Genomic DNA, 17,945 nt, shown 5'->3' with positions numbered 1-17,945 from the left:
ATTATTCCACCTGCAATTCAATTATCTTATTATGCAACATTTTTTCAAAGCGGATCAATAGCTATCACGACACTCATTATCTCCAATGAATTTATTTTTTGCACCACATCATCCGGTACTTCACTATCGGTATCAATTATCATTACCGCTTCTTGATGTTTACCCTTACGAAAAACTCTCATCCGGGAAATGTTGATATCTTTTTCCGATAGTAACGATGAAACCACAGCCACTACACCTCTTTGATCATTATAAACCATCAAAAGTGTATATTCTTCACCGCGTACATCAGCAGCAAAACCATTAATTTCACATATTGATACTTTACCGCCGCCTAATGACACCCCGACAATTTCCATCTTTTTCCCATCAATTCCCGTAAGTTCCAGTTTTACCGTATTAGGATGCAGCATTTCTTTTTCAGATGTTTCGATATTCACGGGCAGTTTTTTTTCAGCAGCAAGAGAAAAAGCATTTCTTATCGCCGGATTGTCCGCACCATACCCTAATAGTCCGGCTACTATTGCTCTATCCGTACCATGTCCGCGGTAAGTTTTAGCAAACGAACCATAAAATATTATTTTTACCGCAGTCGGCTCAGATTTTAAAATATGACGTGCCAGCAGACCGATCCTGGCCGCACCAGCAGTATGAGAACTTGATGGTCCGATCATTACCGGACCAATTATATCAAATACTCCCATGTCATCCTCCCGATTAAGCACTACAATATATCAAATTGCTTTTATTATACCATATGCTTTCTTGTTTATCATACAACTACTTTATCTCACGCAAGGATTTCATTTATGGTTATCTTATAAGCACATTGCTACGATTTAATATTTATATCCATGCAGATATCCGATTATAGACACAAAGACAGCCTGCTATCTTGCATAATAACAGGCTGTCTTTAAATATTATAATATTGTAAAATTAGAAAACTGCCATAAAAAATGGTCATGGTCTGTATTCTAATCAGGTCAGCAAGCTAAATTACTATTTTTTTTATCTAATTTACGCATCTTTTCGCAAAAATTGTCAGTTAAATGTATTTCTATCGTCGATAAATCCTTCTCGATATTTTTAACTTTAATCAATGTCTGATCACCTAAAACTCTGACAATTTCAGCAGCATTCCCCGGTACATTCTGCTGCCGCAAATAATAGGCAAAAACCAAAAAATCCTGTTCAACCGCAGCTACTTCTTCCCCCGCGGCTGTGAATACCCGAAAGGACGGTTCAGTATGTGCATCAGTAAAAATCAGCATACGGTCGGCACCAATACCATATTTACGACTGCAAAGCAATTCCATGCTTGCCGATCCCGGCATATAATCAACCGCTTCGTATACCATATATTCAATATCTCCATATAGAAAATTCATAACCACATGCATCATATATCGCCTCCGCCTTTCATTAGTATTAGTATATCAGGCATCATATACAGTTAAAATGCTAAATATGCTTTTTATATTGCAAAAAATGCTTTATAATATTTCAATAGATATTTGGTTAAGGAGAACACTTCCATGGAAAATTATGAAAAAAAAGGGTATCTAATTCCGGAATTTAAAGTCTTTCGCCTTAAAGACCGTTTAGCTCCCGTACCCTTTCACTATCACGACTTTCACAAGATTATCTTGTTTATCAGTGGCAAAGTCGATTATATAATAGAAGGCAAGTCATACCCATTAATACCGCATGATATAATTTTTGTCAGTGCCGGTGAAATTCACCGCCCAATAGCTGATTCCAACATTCCCTATGATCGGATAGTAATATATGTTGCTCCGGATTTTTTACAAAAATACACACGGCAGCAAGAAGATTTAGCTAACTGTTTTACCCTGGCCCGCAGCAGTTCCAGTGTTATGCATTTAACCCCCGGCAAAAGCCATGATCTGCTTTATCATATGGAAAAGCTTGAGCATACAGCCCGCCAAAATGATTTTGCTAATAATCTTTATACTGAAATATTATTTATTGAATTTATGATACTATTAAACAGATCCCTGCTCAGCCACGAGCTTGATGAGATACATGTAGCCGTTTATGATAAGAAAATTTTACCGCTTTTAAAATATATCAATGACAATTTGTCAGAAGAATTGACAATTGACACTTTATCAACGAAATTTTTCATGAGCAAATATCATATGATGCGCCGTTTCAAAGACGCCACCGGTTACAGCATCCATCAGTATATTTCCAATAAACGTTTATTACAGGCTCGTACTTTGCTATCATCTGACATTTCTCTCACCAAAATATGTTTTGACTGCGGTTTTCGTGATTACTCCACATTTTCCCGGGCCTTCAAAGAATTATTTCATCAAACACCCACGCAGTACCGTAATAACAATTTTTTTAAGCATTGACAGCTTAGTATCTATATTTTAAAATTCTGCACTTTTTCCTGTAAATCGCATGCCAATTGCGACAAATTATGGCTGGCTGCCGCTATCTCCTTTACTGATGCCGACTGTTCTTCTATTGCTGCCGCCACGCTTTCTGTTTCCTGGGCACTTTGTTCACTGACATTATTAATATCAACACTTGCCTTAAGCATCACATCAGTCTTATCCGACATCTTTTCAATATATCCAGCCACTTCCAATATTTCCTGTGCTAATGAATCGATACTCTTTACTGTTGTATCAAATACGGTATTGGCCGATTTAACTGCATCAATCCCACTGTTGACACTTATCCCCCCGCTGTGGCTGGCTTCCACAACCACTTTGATATCTGCCTGATTATCCTCTATCAACTGTGTTATCTGTTGAGTAGAAGTTGCTGTTCCTTCTGCAAGTTTCCTGACTTGTTCTGCTACCACGGCAAATCCTTTTCCCGCCTCACCGGCACGGGCAGCTTCAATGGCCGCATTAAGTGCCAGTAAATTAGTTTCTTCTGATATGCTGATAATTAATTTTAATATATCACCGATTTTTTGCGAACTAGTATCCAATTTTTGTATCGAAGTTTCTACTTGTTCTGTATTTTTAGCAATATCATTCATCTGTGCGACAACTTTTGTCATAACAACACTGTTATTATTTACATTATTTTTAGCTGCAACCGCATTATCGGCTATATTTTTTGTTTTTTCCGCTATTGAAGCAGCAATTGCAGCTAACCCGGATGACATATCAGATATCTTATGTGCTGATGTTGATTGTGCTTCACTTCCCTGCGCAATTTCATTGACCGATTCTGCAGTCTGTTCTGCTATTTTTGAATACTGATCAGAATTGGCTGTAAGTTCCTCACTGGATGCCGATACCTGTTCGGCTTCAACTTGTATCATTTTTACCAAATTACGTAATGTCTGCTTCATAATACTGAAGCCTTCAGCCAATTTACCGATTTCATCATCACGTTTCATTGCACATTTCGTATCAAAAATAATCCCTTTATTTATCTGGTTGCATTCGTTGAGCAATATTGATAACGCTGTGGATATATTTTTAGAAAAACGGAAAATAACTAAAACAACCATCACCAAAATAATAGCAACAATTCCTGCTATTGATTTTAGCAAAGTATATACCGGTGCATTTATTTCTTTTACCGGTGCGACCGTCACAACAGTCCAAGTGTTACCTGCCAACTCAAAAGGTGTTATAATTGCATACAATTTTTCTCCATCTGTGTCATTAAAATATACCTGTTTTTGCGCATTCATCTCCATAGCCTCTTTAAAGGTACTTGCAAAAACAGCATCTATTTTTTCACCATTATCGGCACTGGATTTTTCTCCTGCAACATTTAATTTGCCTTCAAGTTCAGGTTTTTGGGCAAAACCGATCACCATTCCTCGTCCGTCAGTAATATACGTGTAGCCGCTGGCCGATAGTTTAAATTTATCAATATTTCTTGCCAATTCTTCTATATTTACTGACCCCATAAGTACTCCGCGAAGTTCATTATTCACCATTATTGGTTGGACAACCATTGTCATTAATTTTTTGGTAGTTGATCCCATAAATGGTTCGGCAATATAGGGCTTTTTAGTTTCTACAGCTTTTTTAAAATATTCCCGGTCGCCCCGTTTCAAATATGTGCCATCGCCGCGCAGAGCATTCCCGTTTAAATCCACGTAAAAAGTCTCTGCAAGAGAAGAATCATCTGCCTTTATTTCTGCCAGAGCCTGCAATTTTGCCGCCTCATTCCCCGGTTCAGCAAAAACCGCATTATGGCTTCCCGTTTTTAACGGAAGCAGCGTTTTACTGACTTCTGCTTCGATACTGGAAGACACTTGCTGGCTGATATTCTGGGCAATACTTTCATTACTTTCATTTAGCATTTTACCTGCCATATAATAAATCAATCCTGCTATTACAACAAAACTGATAATAAAAAGCGGTAATAAAATTGCTAAAAATTTTTTTCTCACACTGTTCAGTGCCATTCTAATATCGTCTCCTGTTAAATTAAACCAATTTATTAAATAATAAATATATTCAATTGCAGTTTCCATTATCCTTCATAATTTCTAACGATAATTATATATAATTTTTCTATTGTCATCCATTACTATTTATTATATAACAAAAATACTGCTGTCATAATTGACATTATGACAGCAGTATTTTATACCAACAGTATTATCATATTAATTATTTTTTTTACTGGCAGCTTTTTGTAAAAATTTTTCCTTTTCCACAGCAAATCTTTCATGACTGCCCTTGCCTATTTCACCGACCTCATCAAAAGCAACCACTTCATAAGATACTTTACGTCTGTCAACAGCAATAACTTTAGCTTCGGCCTTGACCTTCATTCCCACTGGTGACGCACTGGTATGAGCAACGGACATCGCTATTCCTACCGAAGTCCAGCCTTCCGGTAAAACTGTTTGCAACAGTTCCGCTGCGGCCTGCTCCATCAATGCAGTCATAGCCGGTGTCGCATAAACTTCAAGAGTCCCGCTTTTCATTGCCAAAGCAGTATTATTCTTATCCACAATACTGCTTACCTTTTTTACCATACCGACTTTGACCTTTTCAGTTACTTCCATATGATTACCCCTCTTTTTATCATTACCGCAGCTTTTTGTATAAATTTTCCCCTCCTGCATTATTGCGACAGGAATCTTTTTCTATTACTATACAATAAAAACTGCTATAATAGATATAGTTTTAATATATACTATTATATATCCAATTGGAGGAATATGCGTGGCAAAAATTATCTTAACGGGAGATCGTCCTACCGGAAGATTGCATATAGGCCATTATGTCGGTTCTTTGCGGGAACGTGTAAAATTACAAAATTCAGGTACATACGATAAAATATTCATTATGATTGCTGATGCCCAGGCTCTCACTGATAATGCTGATAATCCGGAAAAAATACGACAAAATATAATTGAAGTTGCACTTGATTATCTGGCTTGCGGTCTTGACCCGGAAAAATCGACAATTTTTATACAATCACAAATTCCTCAACTACCGGAATTATGTGCTTATTACATGAATTTGGTAACAGTTTCACGCTTGCAGCGTAATCCTACAGTGAAAGCAGAAATTCAGTCAAGAAATTTCGAAGCCAGCATCCCTGTCGGATTTTTTACCTATCCCATCAGTCAGGCTGCAGATATAACAGCTTTCCAGGCTACAACCGTCCCGGGAGGCGAAGACCAAGTGCCGATGCTTGAGCAAACCAGAGAAATAGTTCGCAAATTCAATAGCACTTATGGTAAAGCTTTAACTGAACCGGATATACTTTTACCCAGCAATGAGGTATGCCAGCGTCTGCCCGGTATTGATGGGAAAGCAAAAATGAGCAAATCTATCGGCAACTGCATTTATTTATCAGAAACCGCCGATGAAATCAAAAAAAAGGTAATGAATATGTATACCGATCCTGACCATATACGTCTCAGTGATCCGGGAAAAATCACCGGCAACACTGTTTTTACCTATCTTGACGCTTTCTGCACTGCAGAACATTTCAAACGCTATCTGCCAGATTATGACAATCTGGACGAATTAAAGACTCATTACCAGCGCGGTGGTCTGGGTGATGTTAAGGTAAAAAAATTCCTTTATGCCATATTAATGGAATATCTTGAGCCGATAAAGAAACGCCGTACTGAACTTGAGAAAAATATTCCTGCCATATATAAAATGCTGCAAGATGGCAGCCAAAAAGCACGCGCAGTTGCTGCCCAGACTTTGAAAGCAGTGAAAAGCGCCATGAAAATAAATTATTTTGATGATGATGAACTTATAAAAGAACAAGTAAAACGCTTTCAAAGATAAATCATATTATTTATTAACATAAATTTTTGCTCATGTTGAAGAGGTTGTCACACGCAGCCATTTTCATTCATAATATGCATCTGTTCCTTTCGTCCGCCCTTAAAAGGGCGGGGAACCACACAGCGGCGGTGGATTGCATCCTTATGAGGTCAATGTTGTTCATGCGACAGCCCCTTATTTTTTTGCAAAAAACAAATTAAAGACCTGTACTCTTACAATATCAATATTCCGCATCCGGCAGCGATATTTTACTTTCATATTTATTTATCCCTGCCGTAATATGAATATATTGACTGCCGAAAAAAGACTGCAAATAAAGACTTAAATTTCCAATACTTTTTCTATTGCCTCGGCTACACCGTTATTATCACAATCTGCTGTTATAAAAGTTGCCCTTTCCTTGACACTGTTGTCAGCATTTCCCATGGCGACAGCGATACCTGCATATTCAAACATTTCCAAATCATTACTGCCATCCCCCAGCACCATTACCTCTGCCGGTTTAACGCCGAGATATCCGGCTAATGATTGCAGTCCAGTAGCTTTAGTGGTGGCTAACGGCGTAATATCTATCGTATATTGAGTATTTTGCTGAAAAGACACATATTTACCAAATTTTTCATTTAATGAATCCAATATGCTTAGAGGTAGTTTTTCATTATCACGCAAAATAAACTGTGTTATTTTATGGGCGTATTTTTTATAGTCATTTCCTGTTTCAATAAAATTAAACGGAACTACAGTTGTATAATCGGGAAACATTGACCAAGAAAAATACGGGGCAATATTTTTCATTCCTATATACCAGCTGCAGTATACTTTATTTGCAAAAAGGAACGCTAAGATTTCTTCTCCGACACAGTCATCTACGTATTTTTCATAAATCAATTCATTTGTATCAACAGTACGCATCATACCGCCATTACAGGATATCACTGGCACCTTGCTGTCGATTTTTTTACCGAAAAAAGCCGCACAGGTATGCATTCTTCCCGTTGCTATCGAGGTATATATTCCCATTTGTGAAGCTTTTTGCAATATTTGCGCCGTTGCGTCACTTACAGTTTTCCTGCTGTTTAAAAGAGTCCCATCCAAATCACTTACAATTAATTTTACTGCCATATGCATTCTCCCTGACATTTCACAAATTATTCGTATATATTGCTCAATTCTTCCAAAAATTCCTGTTGTTGCTGCACATGCAGCAATTTATCGACCTTTTCTTTTTGTTTGAGAATCCTAAACAGCTTATTTACAGCATCTACATCCTCACTTTTTATTGCTGGTAAACATATCAATTGAGCTTCATTTCCATTTTTATCCCAGACTACTTTCTTTTTCAATCTTGCAAAAACGATAATTGATTTACTTACAAATGAAGGTAATCCATGCGGCAATGCGACTGCATTTCTAAAATAGGTGCTGCTCATCTTTTCCCGGCCTGACACGGAGTCTATATATTCAAATTTCACAAACCCCTTATTAAATAGAAGCTTTCCCAACATGTTAATTATTTCTTTTTTCGACGTACATTCTACTTCCAACAATATAAATTCTTTTTTTATCAGTGTATGCATCAAACCGCCATTATTTTCCTGTAATAAATAGTCCAAAAACATTCGTTTATCTTTACCAAAGTCATTGTCATAAGGTATGAAATTCAATCCCTTTATCTTAGGATTAATTGTTCCGACAACAGCTATTATATTATACTGATGTTTTATATTATCAATTTTTTCTTTTACATTATCATCCATTATACTCATCGGAATGATTTTTACCTTAGCATAGTAGCGCGCTAAGGTATCTTTTATTGTCAATGCTACCCCATGGCCTGTAAGACACATACTGACAAACGCCGGTGGTTTATTGGAATTTTCTACTGTCACCAATGAATAGTCATGCTTTGAATTAATAATATCATAATATATATTATCAAGTGATTCTTCCGAGGCATCAGCTTTACGCACTGCTTCTATGACAGAAATAAGGTCTACCCTGTCAATAGTTCTTGTTTGTATCCCGGTTCTGCTGTGAACGATTTCCCCAATGGTAACCAATGATCCCATGTCAACGAAGAAAAGTATCCCTTCGTCTGCATTTAGTGATTTTGCCACCTCTACCACCTGTTCAAATATTTTTATTGGATTAACATCCAGTGGCATATCTATTGCTATGGGGAAATCAACATTCAGCATTTTTTTTACAACATTTATCATTTCCGAGGCCACTTTACCATGAGAAATAGTAATTATAGCTATACGATTTTTTTTATCCGGCAGCTTTAACAATTCGTGTATATATATTGCTATAAAACCGGTTTCGCCTTCGGGCACCTCAATCGACTTACTTTGTGCCAATTTCTGCGCCAATTTACCAGCTAAATCAAATTCATCTGTAAAATTTTCCTTGATATAAATAAGATTGGGGTTCATTATTTCCTGATTGAATTTTATTCTTTTTACCGCTTCTTCTAAATGTATCGCCAGATAAATCAATACCTTTTCATTTATTTTCCTATCTGGATAAATATTTTTAACCAAATCTTTAAAATCTTTCAATAATTGTATTATTGAGGAATCAAAAAGATATTTTAGATCGTCTAATGATGATAAATTTTTATCTTGTGAATCCAAACTTATTTTATTAAAGTACCCCAGCAAAAAATCCCATATTATTTTTTCTGTTTCTTCAACATTTACGTTGTTTTTCTTTAATTCATAATATTTATTCTCAATGGTTTCATATATGTCACGTGGCAATGAATACTGGTTTTTAACTGTGAGCATTGAATCCTCAATTTCGTCATCATTAGGAATAAATAAGGCATCATTGAATCTTATCGTATTTTTCTGCGTATTTATATCATAAAAAAATTTTTGATATAACACTTCATTAAATCCTATATATATTTCTTCTCTTTTATTATTGATTTTATCCACGTAGGCGTTAGCACAAGTTACTTGAATTTCACTTTTCAACTGTCCAATATTTCCTGAGTATTTCTTAAAAACAAAAGCCTCCATTATTTTTGCCTTAACTAATATTTTATAATTTATCCTGTTAGCTTCTTGTTGAAAAAAACCATGAATCAACTTTATTTTCTCATGCAGCGATCTGTCTTCCAACGTAGGCAGTTCAATAATCATCGGTATTCTTCTTCTAAAAGTCAGCAGCAGTGATGATTCTATATTCTCTGTAGTCGCTCCGATAAAATATATATGAGTGGTCCTTTCCACTTCCACTTCACCCATGCGTCTGAATTTTCCTCTGTCCAAAATTGAAAACAACATTTCCTGTCCTTTTGGTGGTAAACGATGAATTTCATCCAAAAAAAGCATACCATTATCGGCTTTTTCCACTATACCTTCCGTATCCTTATCAGCACCTGTAAATGCCCCTTTTTTATACCCATACAATATAGAAACCAATAACTGCGGATTATCACTATAATCAGCACAATTAAATAACATAAACGGTGCATTTTCTTTTAACACTTTTTGATCAACTGCATATTTATACATATATTCTGCAAATAATGTTTTTCCAGTCCCGCTTTCGCCTACAATAAGCGTAGGCAGTCCCAAAGGAGGATACAAAATAGCTGCCTGTCCCTGCTTTATGTTTTTTAACAAACTTCCATCATAACCGATTAATTTTGAAAATATATTATTTTTTTGTTTCTCTGACGATTTTTCTGTATTTTCCTTTTGCATATCTTTTAATTCATTTATTAATTCCGTTACATATGTTCTTGATATACATATCCCTGATTCTTCCAGTTTATTTACAAGTCCGCCAATACTTATATCTGGTTTTTCTGCCATTATTTTACTTACAACAGTCTTTACTATTTCTCTTTTTCTTGTACGTGAATTCGGTATTTTAAGTTCTTTTCTTACCCCGGTGACAGTTTCACGTAAAATAGATAATTGCACTGCTAATTGTTCATCTGTAAGAGGATTTTTTTTATCTTCAGCATTAATTAACGCTGTAATTTTATCCTTTAACGTTACAGTCACTCTATATGCTCCTTTTTACTAATTATCATTCTATTTTCCAATTTATGCTCCGGCAAGATATTATTGCTATTATTTTAAACTAAACTAAGTCAAAACTAAAGCATATTCTAAAATATTAATTTCTTATATTAGCAGAAAAAGCAAGGTATTAATAAATTAAACCTTGCCATTCCCACAATTAAATAATCATTCGCTGCCACTATCAATAAGTAAAAATAATTTTATTAACCAATTTTTTTATGATCTGATATCAGCATCGATTAGTTGCGTACGTTCAACATTGATTTTCCTGTTAAATAACGTTTAAGATCCTCCACCCCGATTTCCACAGAATTTTTCATAGTATCACATGAAGTTCCCGCTAAATGAGATGTCAAGGTAATATTATTTAACTGCAAATACGGATGATTTTTAGGCAGGGGTTCTTCATCATAAACATCAATTGCAGCTCCCCCAATGTCCTTGTTACGCAGAGATGTCACTAACGCCGCCGTATCTACCAACCCGGAACGTGCTGTGTTGATAAGATATGCTGTTTTCTTCATCTTTTGTAATTCTTCTGCTCCAATAAAATGATGTGTTTTTTCTGACAGACGTAAATGCACACTGACAAAATCTGCTGTTTCCAGCAATTGATCCAATTCCATAAATTCTACACCGCTATTGGCAAACTTGCTTTTATCAATATACGGATCATAAACGACTACTTTTGTACCGAATCCCTTTAAGCGTTCAGCCACTCTCTGGCCGATATAACCGAAACCAATGATCCCGGCTGTCATTGCACGCATATCATGTATATATTCCTGATTTACATACTTTTTACACCATTTACCTTCAAAAATAAGTTTATGGCTGCGGGCAATGTTTTTATTTTCAGCTATCATCATCCCCACCGTAAAATCAGCCACTGCATTGGCGCTTCGCCACGGTGCGTTTATTAATTTAATATTTTTTTCTGTTAAAGCAGCCACATCAGCATTTTCATAACCGCCCCGCAATACAGCTGCGACTTTTAGATTTTTACAGGCATTTATTATTTCTTTATTAATACTTGCCACATGAACTACTAAAATATCTTTATCCGCACAATTTTCAAGCAGTTCCCTGCAAGTTGGTGCGGCATCCACACCATTGTGTTCTATCAAAAGCATCCGGTCCGTTATCGGACCCATTGCATACATTTCTTTGTCCTCAATGATTGTCACATCTGCATTATATTGTTCCAGCTCATGCATTTGCTGCATCAGATCTCTAGTAATACCACCATCTGCAACACAAAGTATTTTTGTTTTAGTCATTTTTATCTCTCCCCATACATCTTCATCTTTAAAAGTCAAGCTTTATCTGCTGATCCTACTAAATCTATTTTAGCTGCAACTACTTTTTTCAATGCAGCAATCGGTTTCTCATTGGCATTATGCGGCCAGATAGCCAAATGTTTAGCTGTATTTAATTCTTCTTTTAATGTTCCATAAAAAGCTGTGAGCATCTCGGAAAATATGTTTAATTTGCATATGCCATTCTGCACCGATTTCTTTATTAATTCATCAGGTGTTCCCGAACCGCCATGCATTACCATTGGAACTGTAGAAATTTCATTCAACATTTTTAATCTGTCAAAGTGTATTTTGGGTTTATACACATATATTCCATGCGCAGTACCTACAGCAACTGCTACACAGTCAACTCCTGTAGCATCAATAAAATGTTTAAGTTCATCAGGACGTGTTAGAGAATCCTCCGGATTGTCAAATGTATTTTTAGCCGGTGCTCCTATTTCACTATTTCCTACTATACCATCACCCACATGTCCTAATTCAGCCTCTACACTGACATTAAATTTATGCGCATAATCAACTACATATTTTGTTTTATCAATATTTTCCTGTAATGGCAGCATTGAACCGTCAATCATTACAGATGAAAAACCGGTATTCACACATTTTTTTATAAATTCCAAATCAATAGCATGGTCAAGATGAATACATACCGGAACAGATGCTTTCTGTGCTATTTTTCTAAGACTATACAACCAGTAATCCAGTCTGTCTCCTTGCAAATCAAGGCATAAACCCATTAAGATAACTGGTGACTTTTTTTCTTCCGCTACTTCCACCACAGCAATTGCCATCTCAATATTGCTTACATCAAACGCTCCCACAGCGTACTTATTTTTACGTGCATCATTAAGTACTTCCTTCAAACTTACTAATGACATCAATATCCCTCCACTATTCATTTATTATTTACGATACAATCAGATGCAATATTGCCTGATAGAAAAGGCAGCATCTCTTCAGCCAACAAATGCGGTGACTGGAAAAATGCATCTGTCGTGCTTCCGGCCAAATGCGGTGTTATCGTTACATTTGGTAAATCAATTAATGCACATCCTGCCGGCAGTGGCTCGACATTAAATACATCAAGCGCCGCTCCGGCAATTTTTCTATCTTTTAATGCCACATACAGTGCATCTTCATCAATTAGTCCTGAACGGGCGGTATTTATCAAATATGCCGTGGATTTCATTAATCCTAACATTTCAGAATCTATCAAGTGGTGTGTCTGCGCCGACAAACGACTGTGTAAAAGTAAAAAATCTGATTCTTGTACTAAATTTTTCAAGTCAGTGATTTTGATATAGGCAGGAATATTATCAGCAAAAGGATCATAGCCTAATATTTTCATGTCAAAGCCATGTAAACGTTTTGCAACTTTCCTGCCTATCTGTCCAAGCCCGATAATACCCGCTGTCTTACCCGGTAGATCCGGCACGTATTTTTTATTGGTATACTCCCGTATCCAGTCTCCGTTTTTCAGATTCAAATGACTTTTAGCTATATTCCGGCATTCGGCAATAAGCATTCCAACTGTAAAATCAGCTACTGCTGAAGAATTTCTTCCCGGGGTATTATAAACCAGAATATTATTTTTATTTGCCCATTCTAAATTTATATTTTCGTACCCCCCGCGCAAAACACCTATTGCTTTAAGATGTGTACAGGCGGATATTACACGTTTATTTATCGGACAAAACTGCGTAATAATAATGTCGGCATCTTTAATTTGCTGAATTAAATCATCGGGCAGTGCATATGACTCACTACCATACTTTTCTATCTGTAAGTTAATATTTTGTAATTCTTCCTGATTTTTTAAATACCAGTCGATAGCTGCCAATTCCGCACCTGCCTGTTTGAAAACATTAAAACCTTCCATTATATATTGAGAAGGTATAAGTAAATCTCCTATTCCAATAATTTTCATCTGATTTACTCCTTCCAAATTAAAAAGTAGACGACAGTTGTCACTTCATTTATTTTTCCGATAAGACTAAACTATTTTTAATATATCTTTCACCAGCACTGTTTTTATTTGCGATTTGGATCTGCTGGCATGAAAACTGATAACATTCTTCTGTTGTTTAAAGTAATTAACAATATTTTTCAAATAATTAAGATGATTATTTTCGCCTTTTAATGCCAATAAAAACACTATTCCAACATCTATGACAGACTTATTATTACCCATTTCCGCAAATTTTACTGTCTCAGGAATTACAGCTGCTATAATAGCCTCTTTTAATACATTTTCCGGATTGGAATGTGGTACTGCAATACCTGTCGGTTTAGTTGCAAGCCCGGTCGGATAATTAATTTCGCGTTCCAATGTAGCTTTGCGATAATTTTTATTAACATAGCCTTTATCAAATAAATAATCCGACAAAAAAGTTATGACATCTTCTTTTGTTTTTACTGAATTCAATATTGCTGCATCATAAAATACATCTTCCATTTCACTTGCACTACTCATATTCTCATCCCCTTAAACGATTAAAAACCAAATGCCCATGAAAATAACTTATACACTATGACCAAAGCCGGTGTGCCTGTGGCATCCCATGCTGACAAGGCTCCTTTTGAAACATCATATCCCAAACTTCCCGCCAGTTGTGTCATCGGTCCGGCCATTATGGTTGCACCCCAGCAGAATAATGATATTATTATTGACAAAATAATAATATTGTGTAGAATATTGCCCTCAGTAATCGCATTTACAGCTGCACTTTCCCACAAGACAATAATAAGACTAACTGATGCAATCATTTGATTTCCAGGCAGCAAAACAGAAATGAGCAAAGCCAGCGGATACATAATTAATGTTGTCGGCACTACGGCAGAATGTCCTATAACCGTGGAACAGTCAAGCGCGATTCTGACATCATCTCTATGCATTTTCCCTACTAAAATTTTACGTGCCGCTTTTATAATTGGAAACCAACCTTCTACAAGAATAGAAGCCATACGAGGTAAAAGTAAGAATGCAGCCGCCATTTTTACTCCTAATAACAACGACGGCATAACACCTATTTGACTAAAAGCTCCGATTATTATCCCCAGTACCGCTCCCATGACGGTTGTTTCACCAAGGACGCCAAACTTTTCCTGTATCGTTTCCGCATTGAAAGCTGCATCCTTGATTACCGGAATTCTCTTTAACACGTATTCAATGGGAATAGCAATACATGCCTGAAACGAAAAATGCGTACCGTGCGGCCAAGAACCACCAGGAGGAAAGTTATTGATTTTTTCGATATATGGTGCAGCAATATCTGCCGCCTTAACATCAATTATTAAAAAGATAATAACCGCTAATGTCGCTATCCAAAAACTACCGCTGACAACTCCTACCAGACCAGCAAGCAGCATTGCCCGCCATGTATTAAAAACATCCACATATAAAGTCTGGGTAAAACGAATTGAAACAAGTAAAACATTTAATATCAAAAAAACAAAAACCCCAAAGTATCCGTAAGTGTTGCCAAAAGCATATCCCAAACATCCCCAGCCGATATCTACGACGCTTTTATTAATTCCATATAAGGAAATAATATTTAGAATTGGCTGTACCATAGCTGTCTGAATCAGATTTACGACCAAAAATAATCCTGTCAATCCAATAGATACCTTTAAGGCTCCTAAAATGGCTTTTTTAAATTCCACACGCACCAACAATGAAACAATGAGTATAATACCTACTATTGTTACCGATGAATCAAATCCAAAAAACGTTGATAATGCTTTAGTAATGCTGTCTACAAATTCCATGTTTAATCACCTCTATCTGCCTTATTTTTTAATTTATTGTGCCATTATCTTACGCACATTATCCATTATTTCATCCAAGGCTTTCTTAGCCGCAGCTTCGTCCAGCATAATTCCCAGCGCCCTAATCATAGGAACCGGATAATCATTCTTCATTTCAACAGTTGTAACCAGTAAATCAATATTTCCGCCGGTAATAGTTTCTTCCACATCTGTAACTCGGCATAAATTAACCACTACATCCTTACTAAGGCCTTCTTCTTTTAAGCGATCTTCTATTTCCTCCCTTAAATAATTAGATGTACAAATTCCTGCACCACAACAACAAAGAATTTTTACTTTTTTTCCCATTTTGAATCATCCCCTCTTTTATTTTGTGAATCTGATATTATAAAGAGCAAATCACGTGCCAACTACAAAAATTTTGCCTTGCACCCATATTAATTACTTAGTTGTAAATTTTAAGATTTTTTTGTAATTACATAAATTTCATTTTACTTTACAAAACTTTTATAATCTATACCGTACCGATCGGTAAAAATTACAAATATACCAGAATTTATTTCACTTAAATGATGATATATAAAAAAACAAGGGACCATTTACTAAACGGTCTCTTGTTTTTTTATAATAAGAATTTTATTAAATGTATAATCAACAACTTTTTTTATATATGCCTCAGTTATTTTATCACCTGTTATAAGCAGTCGATAAAACAACGGTCCAAAGATCAGATCTATGCACAATTCCAAATCCGTATCAATAGATAATTCACCTCGTTTAACACCACGTTCTAATATTTGCCTGGCTTTTATTCTGCGTGGTGTAAAATAACGCCGCCGATACTCTTCAGCTATCTGGTCATCAAACTGTCCCTCGGCAATAAGTTCATTGAGTACTTTCCCCTCATCGCTCAATAAAAAACGGCTTAAATTAAGTGCCTGAGTGGTAATATCTGTAATAACTGAACCCGTATTCGGCATAGGTAGTTTTATTATCGACCTGGACAAAAAACCATCCATTACAACAGCAGCTTTGTTGGGCCACCATTTATATATTGTAGCCTTACTCACACCTGCTTTTTCAGCTATTTTATCAACAGTTATATTAACAAAACCTTTTTCTAATAACAGCTTATATCCGGCATCTAAAATCGCCTGCTCTGTTTCCTTGTTTCTTGGCCGTCCCCGTTTCTTTAAAATTTCCAAAAATATTCCCCCTATATATAAAAATATATATCTATTATACTAAATATAATAAAAAAATACATTTTTTTCTATTTACAAAACTATACGTTTAGTTTATAATTTGTATAATAAAAACTAAACGTATAGTTTTTATATAATAGAAAGAAGGAGTTTATATGATCAACAGCAAACCAGTATCTTCGTATATTACAAGCATTCTAGCTATCGCTTGCGGCGTAATAGTAGCAAATCTTTATTATGCCCAGCCTTTAATAGCTACAATAGGTTCTGCAGTAAATCTGCCATTGGCACTATCCGGGCTAACAGTTACCTTTACACAGATAGGTTATGTGTTCGGACTAATTTTTCTCGTTCCACTGCTTGATCTTGTCGAAAATCGCCGTTTAGTTCTTATTACTTTAATAATTGCTGTTTTAGCCCTTATTGCTTCGATTATCAGCAAAAATGCCGCTGTCTTTTTATCAGCCTCCATATTTATCGGGCTCGGCACCACTGCCACACAAATCTTAGTCCCATATTCTGCGTATTTATCAGATGAGCAGCATCGTGGTGCTACTGTCGGTAAAGTTATGAGCGGATTACTGCTTGGTATAATGTTGGCAAGACCTGTTTCTGGTATAATTGCAGGAACGTGGGGCTGGCAAGCAGTCTTCCTCTTTTCTGCTGTATTAACATCAATATTATGGCTGCTATTATTAAAAGTTTTGCCAAAACGTCAGCCTGTTTCTGGTGCAGCTTACGGTGAATTAATCTATTCTTTATGGCAGATAGTGTCTACTACAGCTATTTTACGCCGTCGGGCTTTTTACCAAACATGTCTGTTCGGAGCATTCAGCCTATTTTGGACAGCCGTACCTTTGTGGTTAGCGGATAATTTTGGTCTATCACAACATGGCGTTGCCATATTCTCTTTTGTTGGCGTAGCTGGGGCTGTTGCCGCCCCCATTGCCGGCCGGCTTGCTGATAGAAAAATGACAAAACCCTTGACCGGTGCCGCTGTGATAACAGCAACCCTGTCATTTCTATTAACATTAATGTTTATGGATTTTTCCATTTTATCTTTATTCGTGTTGATAATTTGCGCTATAACACTTGATATGTCAGTTTCCGGTAATCTGGTATTAAGTCAAAGAATTATTTATTCACTCGGTGACAAAGTGCGCGGCCGGGTCAACGGAATTTTTATGGCAATTTTTTTTATCGGCGGTGCTGTCGGGTCTCTACTCGGCAGCTGGTCTTACTCATATGGCAGCTGGTTCATGACAGCCAGTATCGGTGCTATGATAAGCTTTATTGCCTTTCTGTATTATTTAACCGAAAAGTCCTAAGGCA

The 17,945-nt window shown here is 36.3% G+C and carries 16 protein-coding genes; 3 read left to right on the top strand and 13 right to left on the bottom strand.

Going from position 1 to position 17,945, the window contains the following annotated elements:
- Positions 1–44: 44 nt before the first annotated feature.
- Positions 45–704, bottom strand: a complete 660-nt coding sequence (gene sdaAB, locus I6751_RS08580; RefSeq protein WP_196591070.1) for an L-serine ammonia-lyase, iron-sulfur-dependent subunit beta — start codon at positions 702–704, stop codon at positions 45–47.
- A gap of 282 nt (positions 705–986) precedes the next feature.
- On the bottom strand, positions 987–1,406 hold the full coding sequence (locus I6751_RS08575; RefSeq protein WP_196591069.1) for a hypothetical protein: 420 nt from the start codon (positions 1,404–1,406) through the stop codon (positions 987–989).
- A 132-nt stretch (positions 1,407–1,538) separates the two neighbouring features.
- Between I6751_RS08575 and I6751_RS08570 the strand changes: the two genes are divergently transcribed.
- On the top strand, positions 1,539–2,387 hold the full coding sequence (locus I6751_RS08570; protein WP_196591068.1) for an AraC family transcriptional regulator: 849 nt from the start codon (positions 1,539–1,541) through the stop codon (positions 2,385–2,387).
- A gap of 11 nt (positions 2,388–2,398) precedes the next feature.
- Here the strand turns inward: I6751_RS08570 and I6751_RS08565 are convergent, their stop codons facing one another.
- Together I6751_RS08565 and I6751_RS08560 are read right to left on the bottom strand one after the other, a co-directional pair.
- Positions 2,399–4,420, bottom strand: a complete 2,022-nt coding sequence (locus I6751_RS08565; protein WP_196591067.1) for a methyl-accepting chemotaxis protein — start codon at positions 4,418–4,420, stop codon at positions 2,399–2,401.
- Between the two features lie 204 nt (positions 4,421–4,624).
- Complete coding sequence (locus I6751_RS08560) at positions 4,625–5,029, bottom strand: thioesterase family protein (RefSeq protein WP_196591066.1); 405 nt, start codon at positions 5,027–5,029, stop codon at positions 4,625–4,627.
- Positions 5,030–5,189: 160 nt separating this feature from the next.
- On the opposite strand from I6751_RS08560, the gene trpS reads away from it, so the two are divergent.
- On the top strand, positions 5,190–6,275 hold the full coding sequence (gene trpS, locus I6751_RS08555; RefSeq protein WP_196591065.1) for a tryptophan--tRNA ligase: 1,086 nt from the start codon (positions 5,190–5,192) through the stop codon (positions 6,273–6,275).
- Positions 6,276–6,596: 321 nt separating this feature from the next.
- Here trpS and I6751_RS08550 read toward each other — a convergent pair whose 3' ends face one another.
- The 9 genes from I6751_RS08550 to I6751_RS08510 all read right to left on the bottom strand — a co-directional run bounded on the left by I6751_RS08550 (position 6,597) and on the right by I6751_RS08510 (position 16,613).
- Positions 6,597–7,397 carry a Cof-type HAD-IIB family hydrolase gene (locus I6751_RS08550; protein ID WP_196591064.1) on the bottom strand — a complete coding sequence of 267 codons (801 nt, stop codon included), beginning with the start codon at positions 7,395–7,397 and terminating at the stop codon, positions 6,597–6,599.
- Between the two features lie 26 nt (positions 7,398–7,423).
- Positions 7,424–10,297 (bottom strand): sigma 54-interacting transcriptional regulator, encoded by a 2,874-nt coding sequence (locus I6751_RS08545; RefSeq protein WP_196591063.1) that lies wholly within the window; start codon positions 10,295–10,297, stop codon positions 7,424–7,426.
- Between the two features lie 260 nt (positions 10,298–10,557).
- The gene (locus tag I6751_RS08540; protein ID WP_182186408.1) at positions 10,558–11,598 is read right to left on the bottom strand and encodes a 2-hydroxyacid dehydrogenase; all 1,041 of its coding nucleotides are present in this window, start codon (positions 11,596–11,598) and stop codon (positions 10,558–10,560) included.
- 35 nt (positions 11,599–11,633) lie between these two features.
- Complete coding sequence (locus tag I6751_RS08535) at positions 11,634–12,518, bottom strand: class II fructose-bisphosphate aldolase (protein ID WP_196599072.1); 885 nt, start codon at positions 12,516–12,518, stop codon at positions 11,634–11,636.
- 17 nt (positions 12,519–12,535) lie between these two features.
- Positions 12,536–13,567: a 2-hydroxyacid dehydrogenase gene (locus I6751_RS08530; RefSeq protein ID WP_196591061.1), complete on the bottom strand. Its 1,032-nt coding sequence runs from the start codon at positions 13,565–13,567 to the stop codon at positions 12,536–12,538.
- Between the two features lie 66 nt (positions 13,568–13,633).
- Positions 13,634–14,113, bottom strand: a complete 480-nt coding sequence (locus I6751_RS08525; RefSeq protein WP_229711331.1) for a PTS sugar transporter subunit IIA — start codon at positions 14,111–14,113, stop codon at positions 13,634–13,636.
- Between the two features lie 20 nt (positions 14,114–14,133).
- Entirely contained in the window at positions 14,134–15,408 is a 1,275-nt protein-coding gene (locus I6751_RS08520) for a PTS transporter subunit IIC (RefSeq protein ID WP_196591060.1), read from the bottom strand.
- Between the two features lie 33 nt (positions 15,409–15,441).
- On the bottom strand, positions 15,442–15,756 hold the full coding sequence (locus I6751_RS08515) for a PTS sugar transporter subunit IIB (protein WP_196591059.1): 315 nt from the start codon (positions 15,754–15,756) through the stop codon (positions 15,442–15,444).
- A 254-nt stretch (positions 15,757–16,010) separates the two neighbouring features.
- Entirely contained in the window at positions 16,011–16,613 is a 603-nt protein-coding gene (locus I6751_RS08510; protein ID WP_229711332.1) for a TetR/AcrR family transcriptional regulator, read from the bottom strand.
- A gap of 155 nt (positions 16,614–16,768) precedes the next feature.
- Here I6751_RS08510 and I6751_RS08505 point away from each other — a divergent pair, with 155 nt between their 5' ends.
- A complete protein-coding gene (locus tag I6751_RS08505) occupies positions 16,769–17,941 on the top strand; it encodes an MFS transporter (protein ID WP_196591058.1) in 1,173 nt (390 codons plus the stop codon).
- The last annotated feature ends 4 nt before the right edge of the window (positions 17,942–17,945 follow it).

Origin of the sequence: Pectinatus frisingensis, from assembly GCF_015732285.1 — a bacterium.
Classification (GTDB): domain Bacteria; phylum Bacillota; class Negativicutes; order Selenomonadales; family Selenomonadaceae; genus Pectinatus; species Pectinatus frisingensis.
This window is presented reverse-complemented; position numbering and strand designations above follow the sequence as displayed.

Coding starts and splice junctions, on each gene's coding strand:
- I6751_RS08570 (WP_196591068.1), top strand. CDS start 1,539: ATGGAAAATTATGAAAAAAAAGGGTATCTAATTCCGGAATTTAAAGTC.
- I6751_RS08565 (WP_196591067.1), bottom strand. CDS start 4,420: ATGGCACTGAACAGTGTGAGAAAAAAATTTTTAGCAATTTTATTACCG.
- I6751_RS08550 (WP_196591064.1), bottom strand. CDS start 7,397: ATGGCAGTAAAATTAATTGTAAGTGATTTGGATGGGACTCTTTTAAAC.
- sdaAB (WP_196591070.1), bottom strand. CDS start 704: ATGGGAGTATTTGATATAATTGGTCCGGTAATGATCGGACCATCAAGT.
- I6751_RS08535 (WP_196599072.1), bottom strand. CDS start 12,518: ATGTCATTAGTAAGTTTGAAGGAAGTACTTAATGATGCACGTAAAAAT.
- I6751_RS08540 (WP_182186408.1), bottom strand. CDS start 11,598: ATGACTAAAACAAAAATACTTTGTGTTGCAGATGGTGGTATTACTAGA.
- I6751_RS08515 (WP_196591059.1), bottom strand. CDS start 15,756: ATGGGAAAAAAAGTAAAAATTCTTTGTTGTTGTGGTGCAGGAATTTGT.
- I6751_RS08505 (WP_196591058.1), top strand. CDS start 16,769: ATGATCAACAGCAAACCAGTATCTTCGTATATTACAAGCATTCTAGCT.
- I6751_RS08520 (WP_196591060.1), bottom strand. CDS start 15,408: ATGGAATTTGTAGACAGCATTACTAAAGCATTATCAACGTTTTTTGGA.
- I6751_RS08575 (WP_196591069.1), bottom strand. CDS start 1,406: ATGATGCATGTGGTTATGAATTTTCTATATGGAGATATTGAATATATG.
- I6751_RS08530 (WP_196591061.1), bottom strand. CDS start 13,567: ATGAAAATTATTGGAATAGGAGATTTACTTATACCTTCTCAATATATA.
- I6751_RS08525 (WP_229711331.1), bottom strand. CDS start 14,113: ATGAGTAGTGCAAGTGAAATGGAAGATGTATTTTATGATGCAGCAATA.
- I6751_RS08560 (WP_196591066.1), bottom strand. CDS start 5,029: ATGGAAGTAACTGAAAAGGTCAAAGTCGGTATGGTAAAAAAGGTAAGC.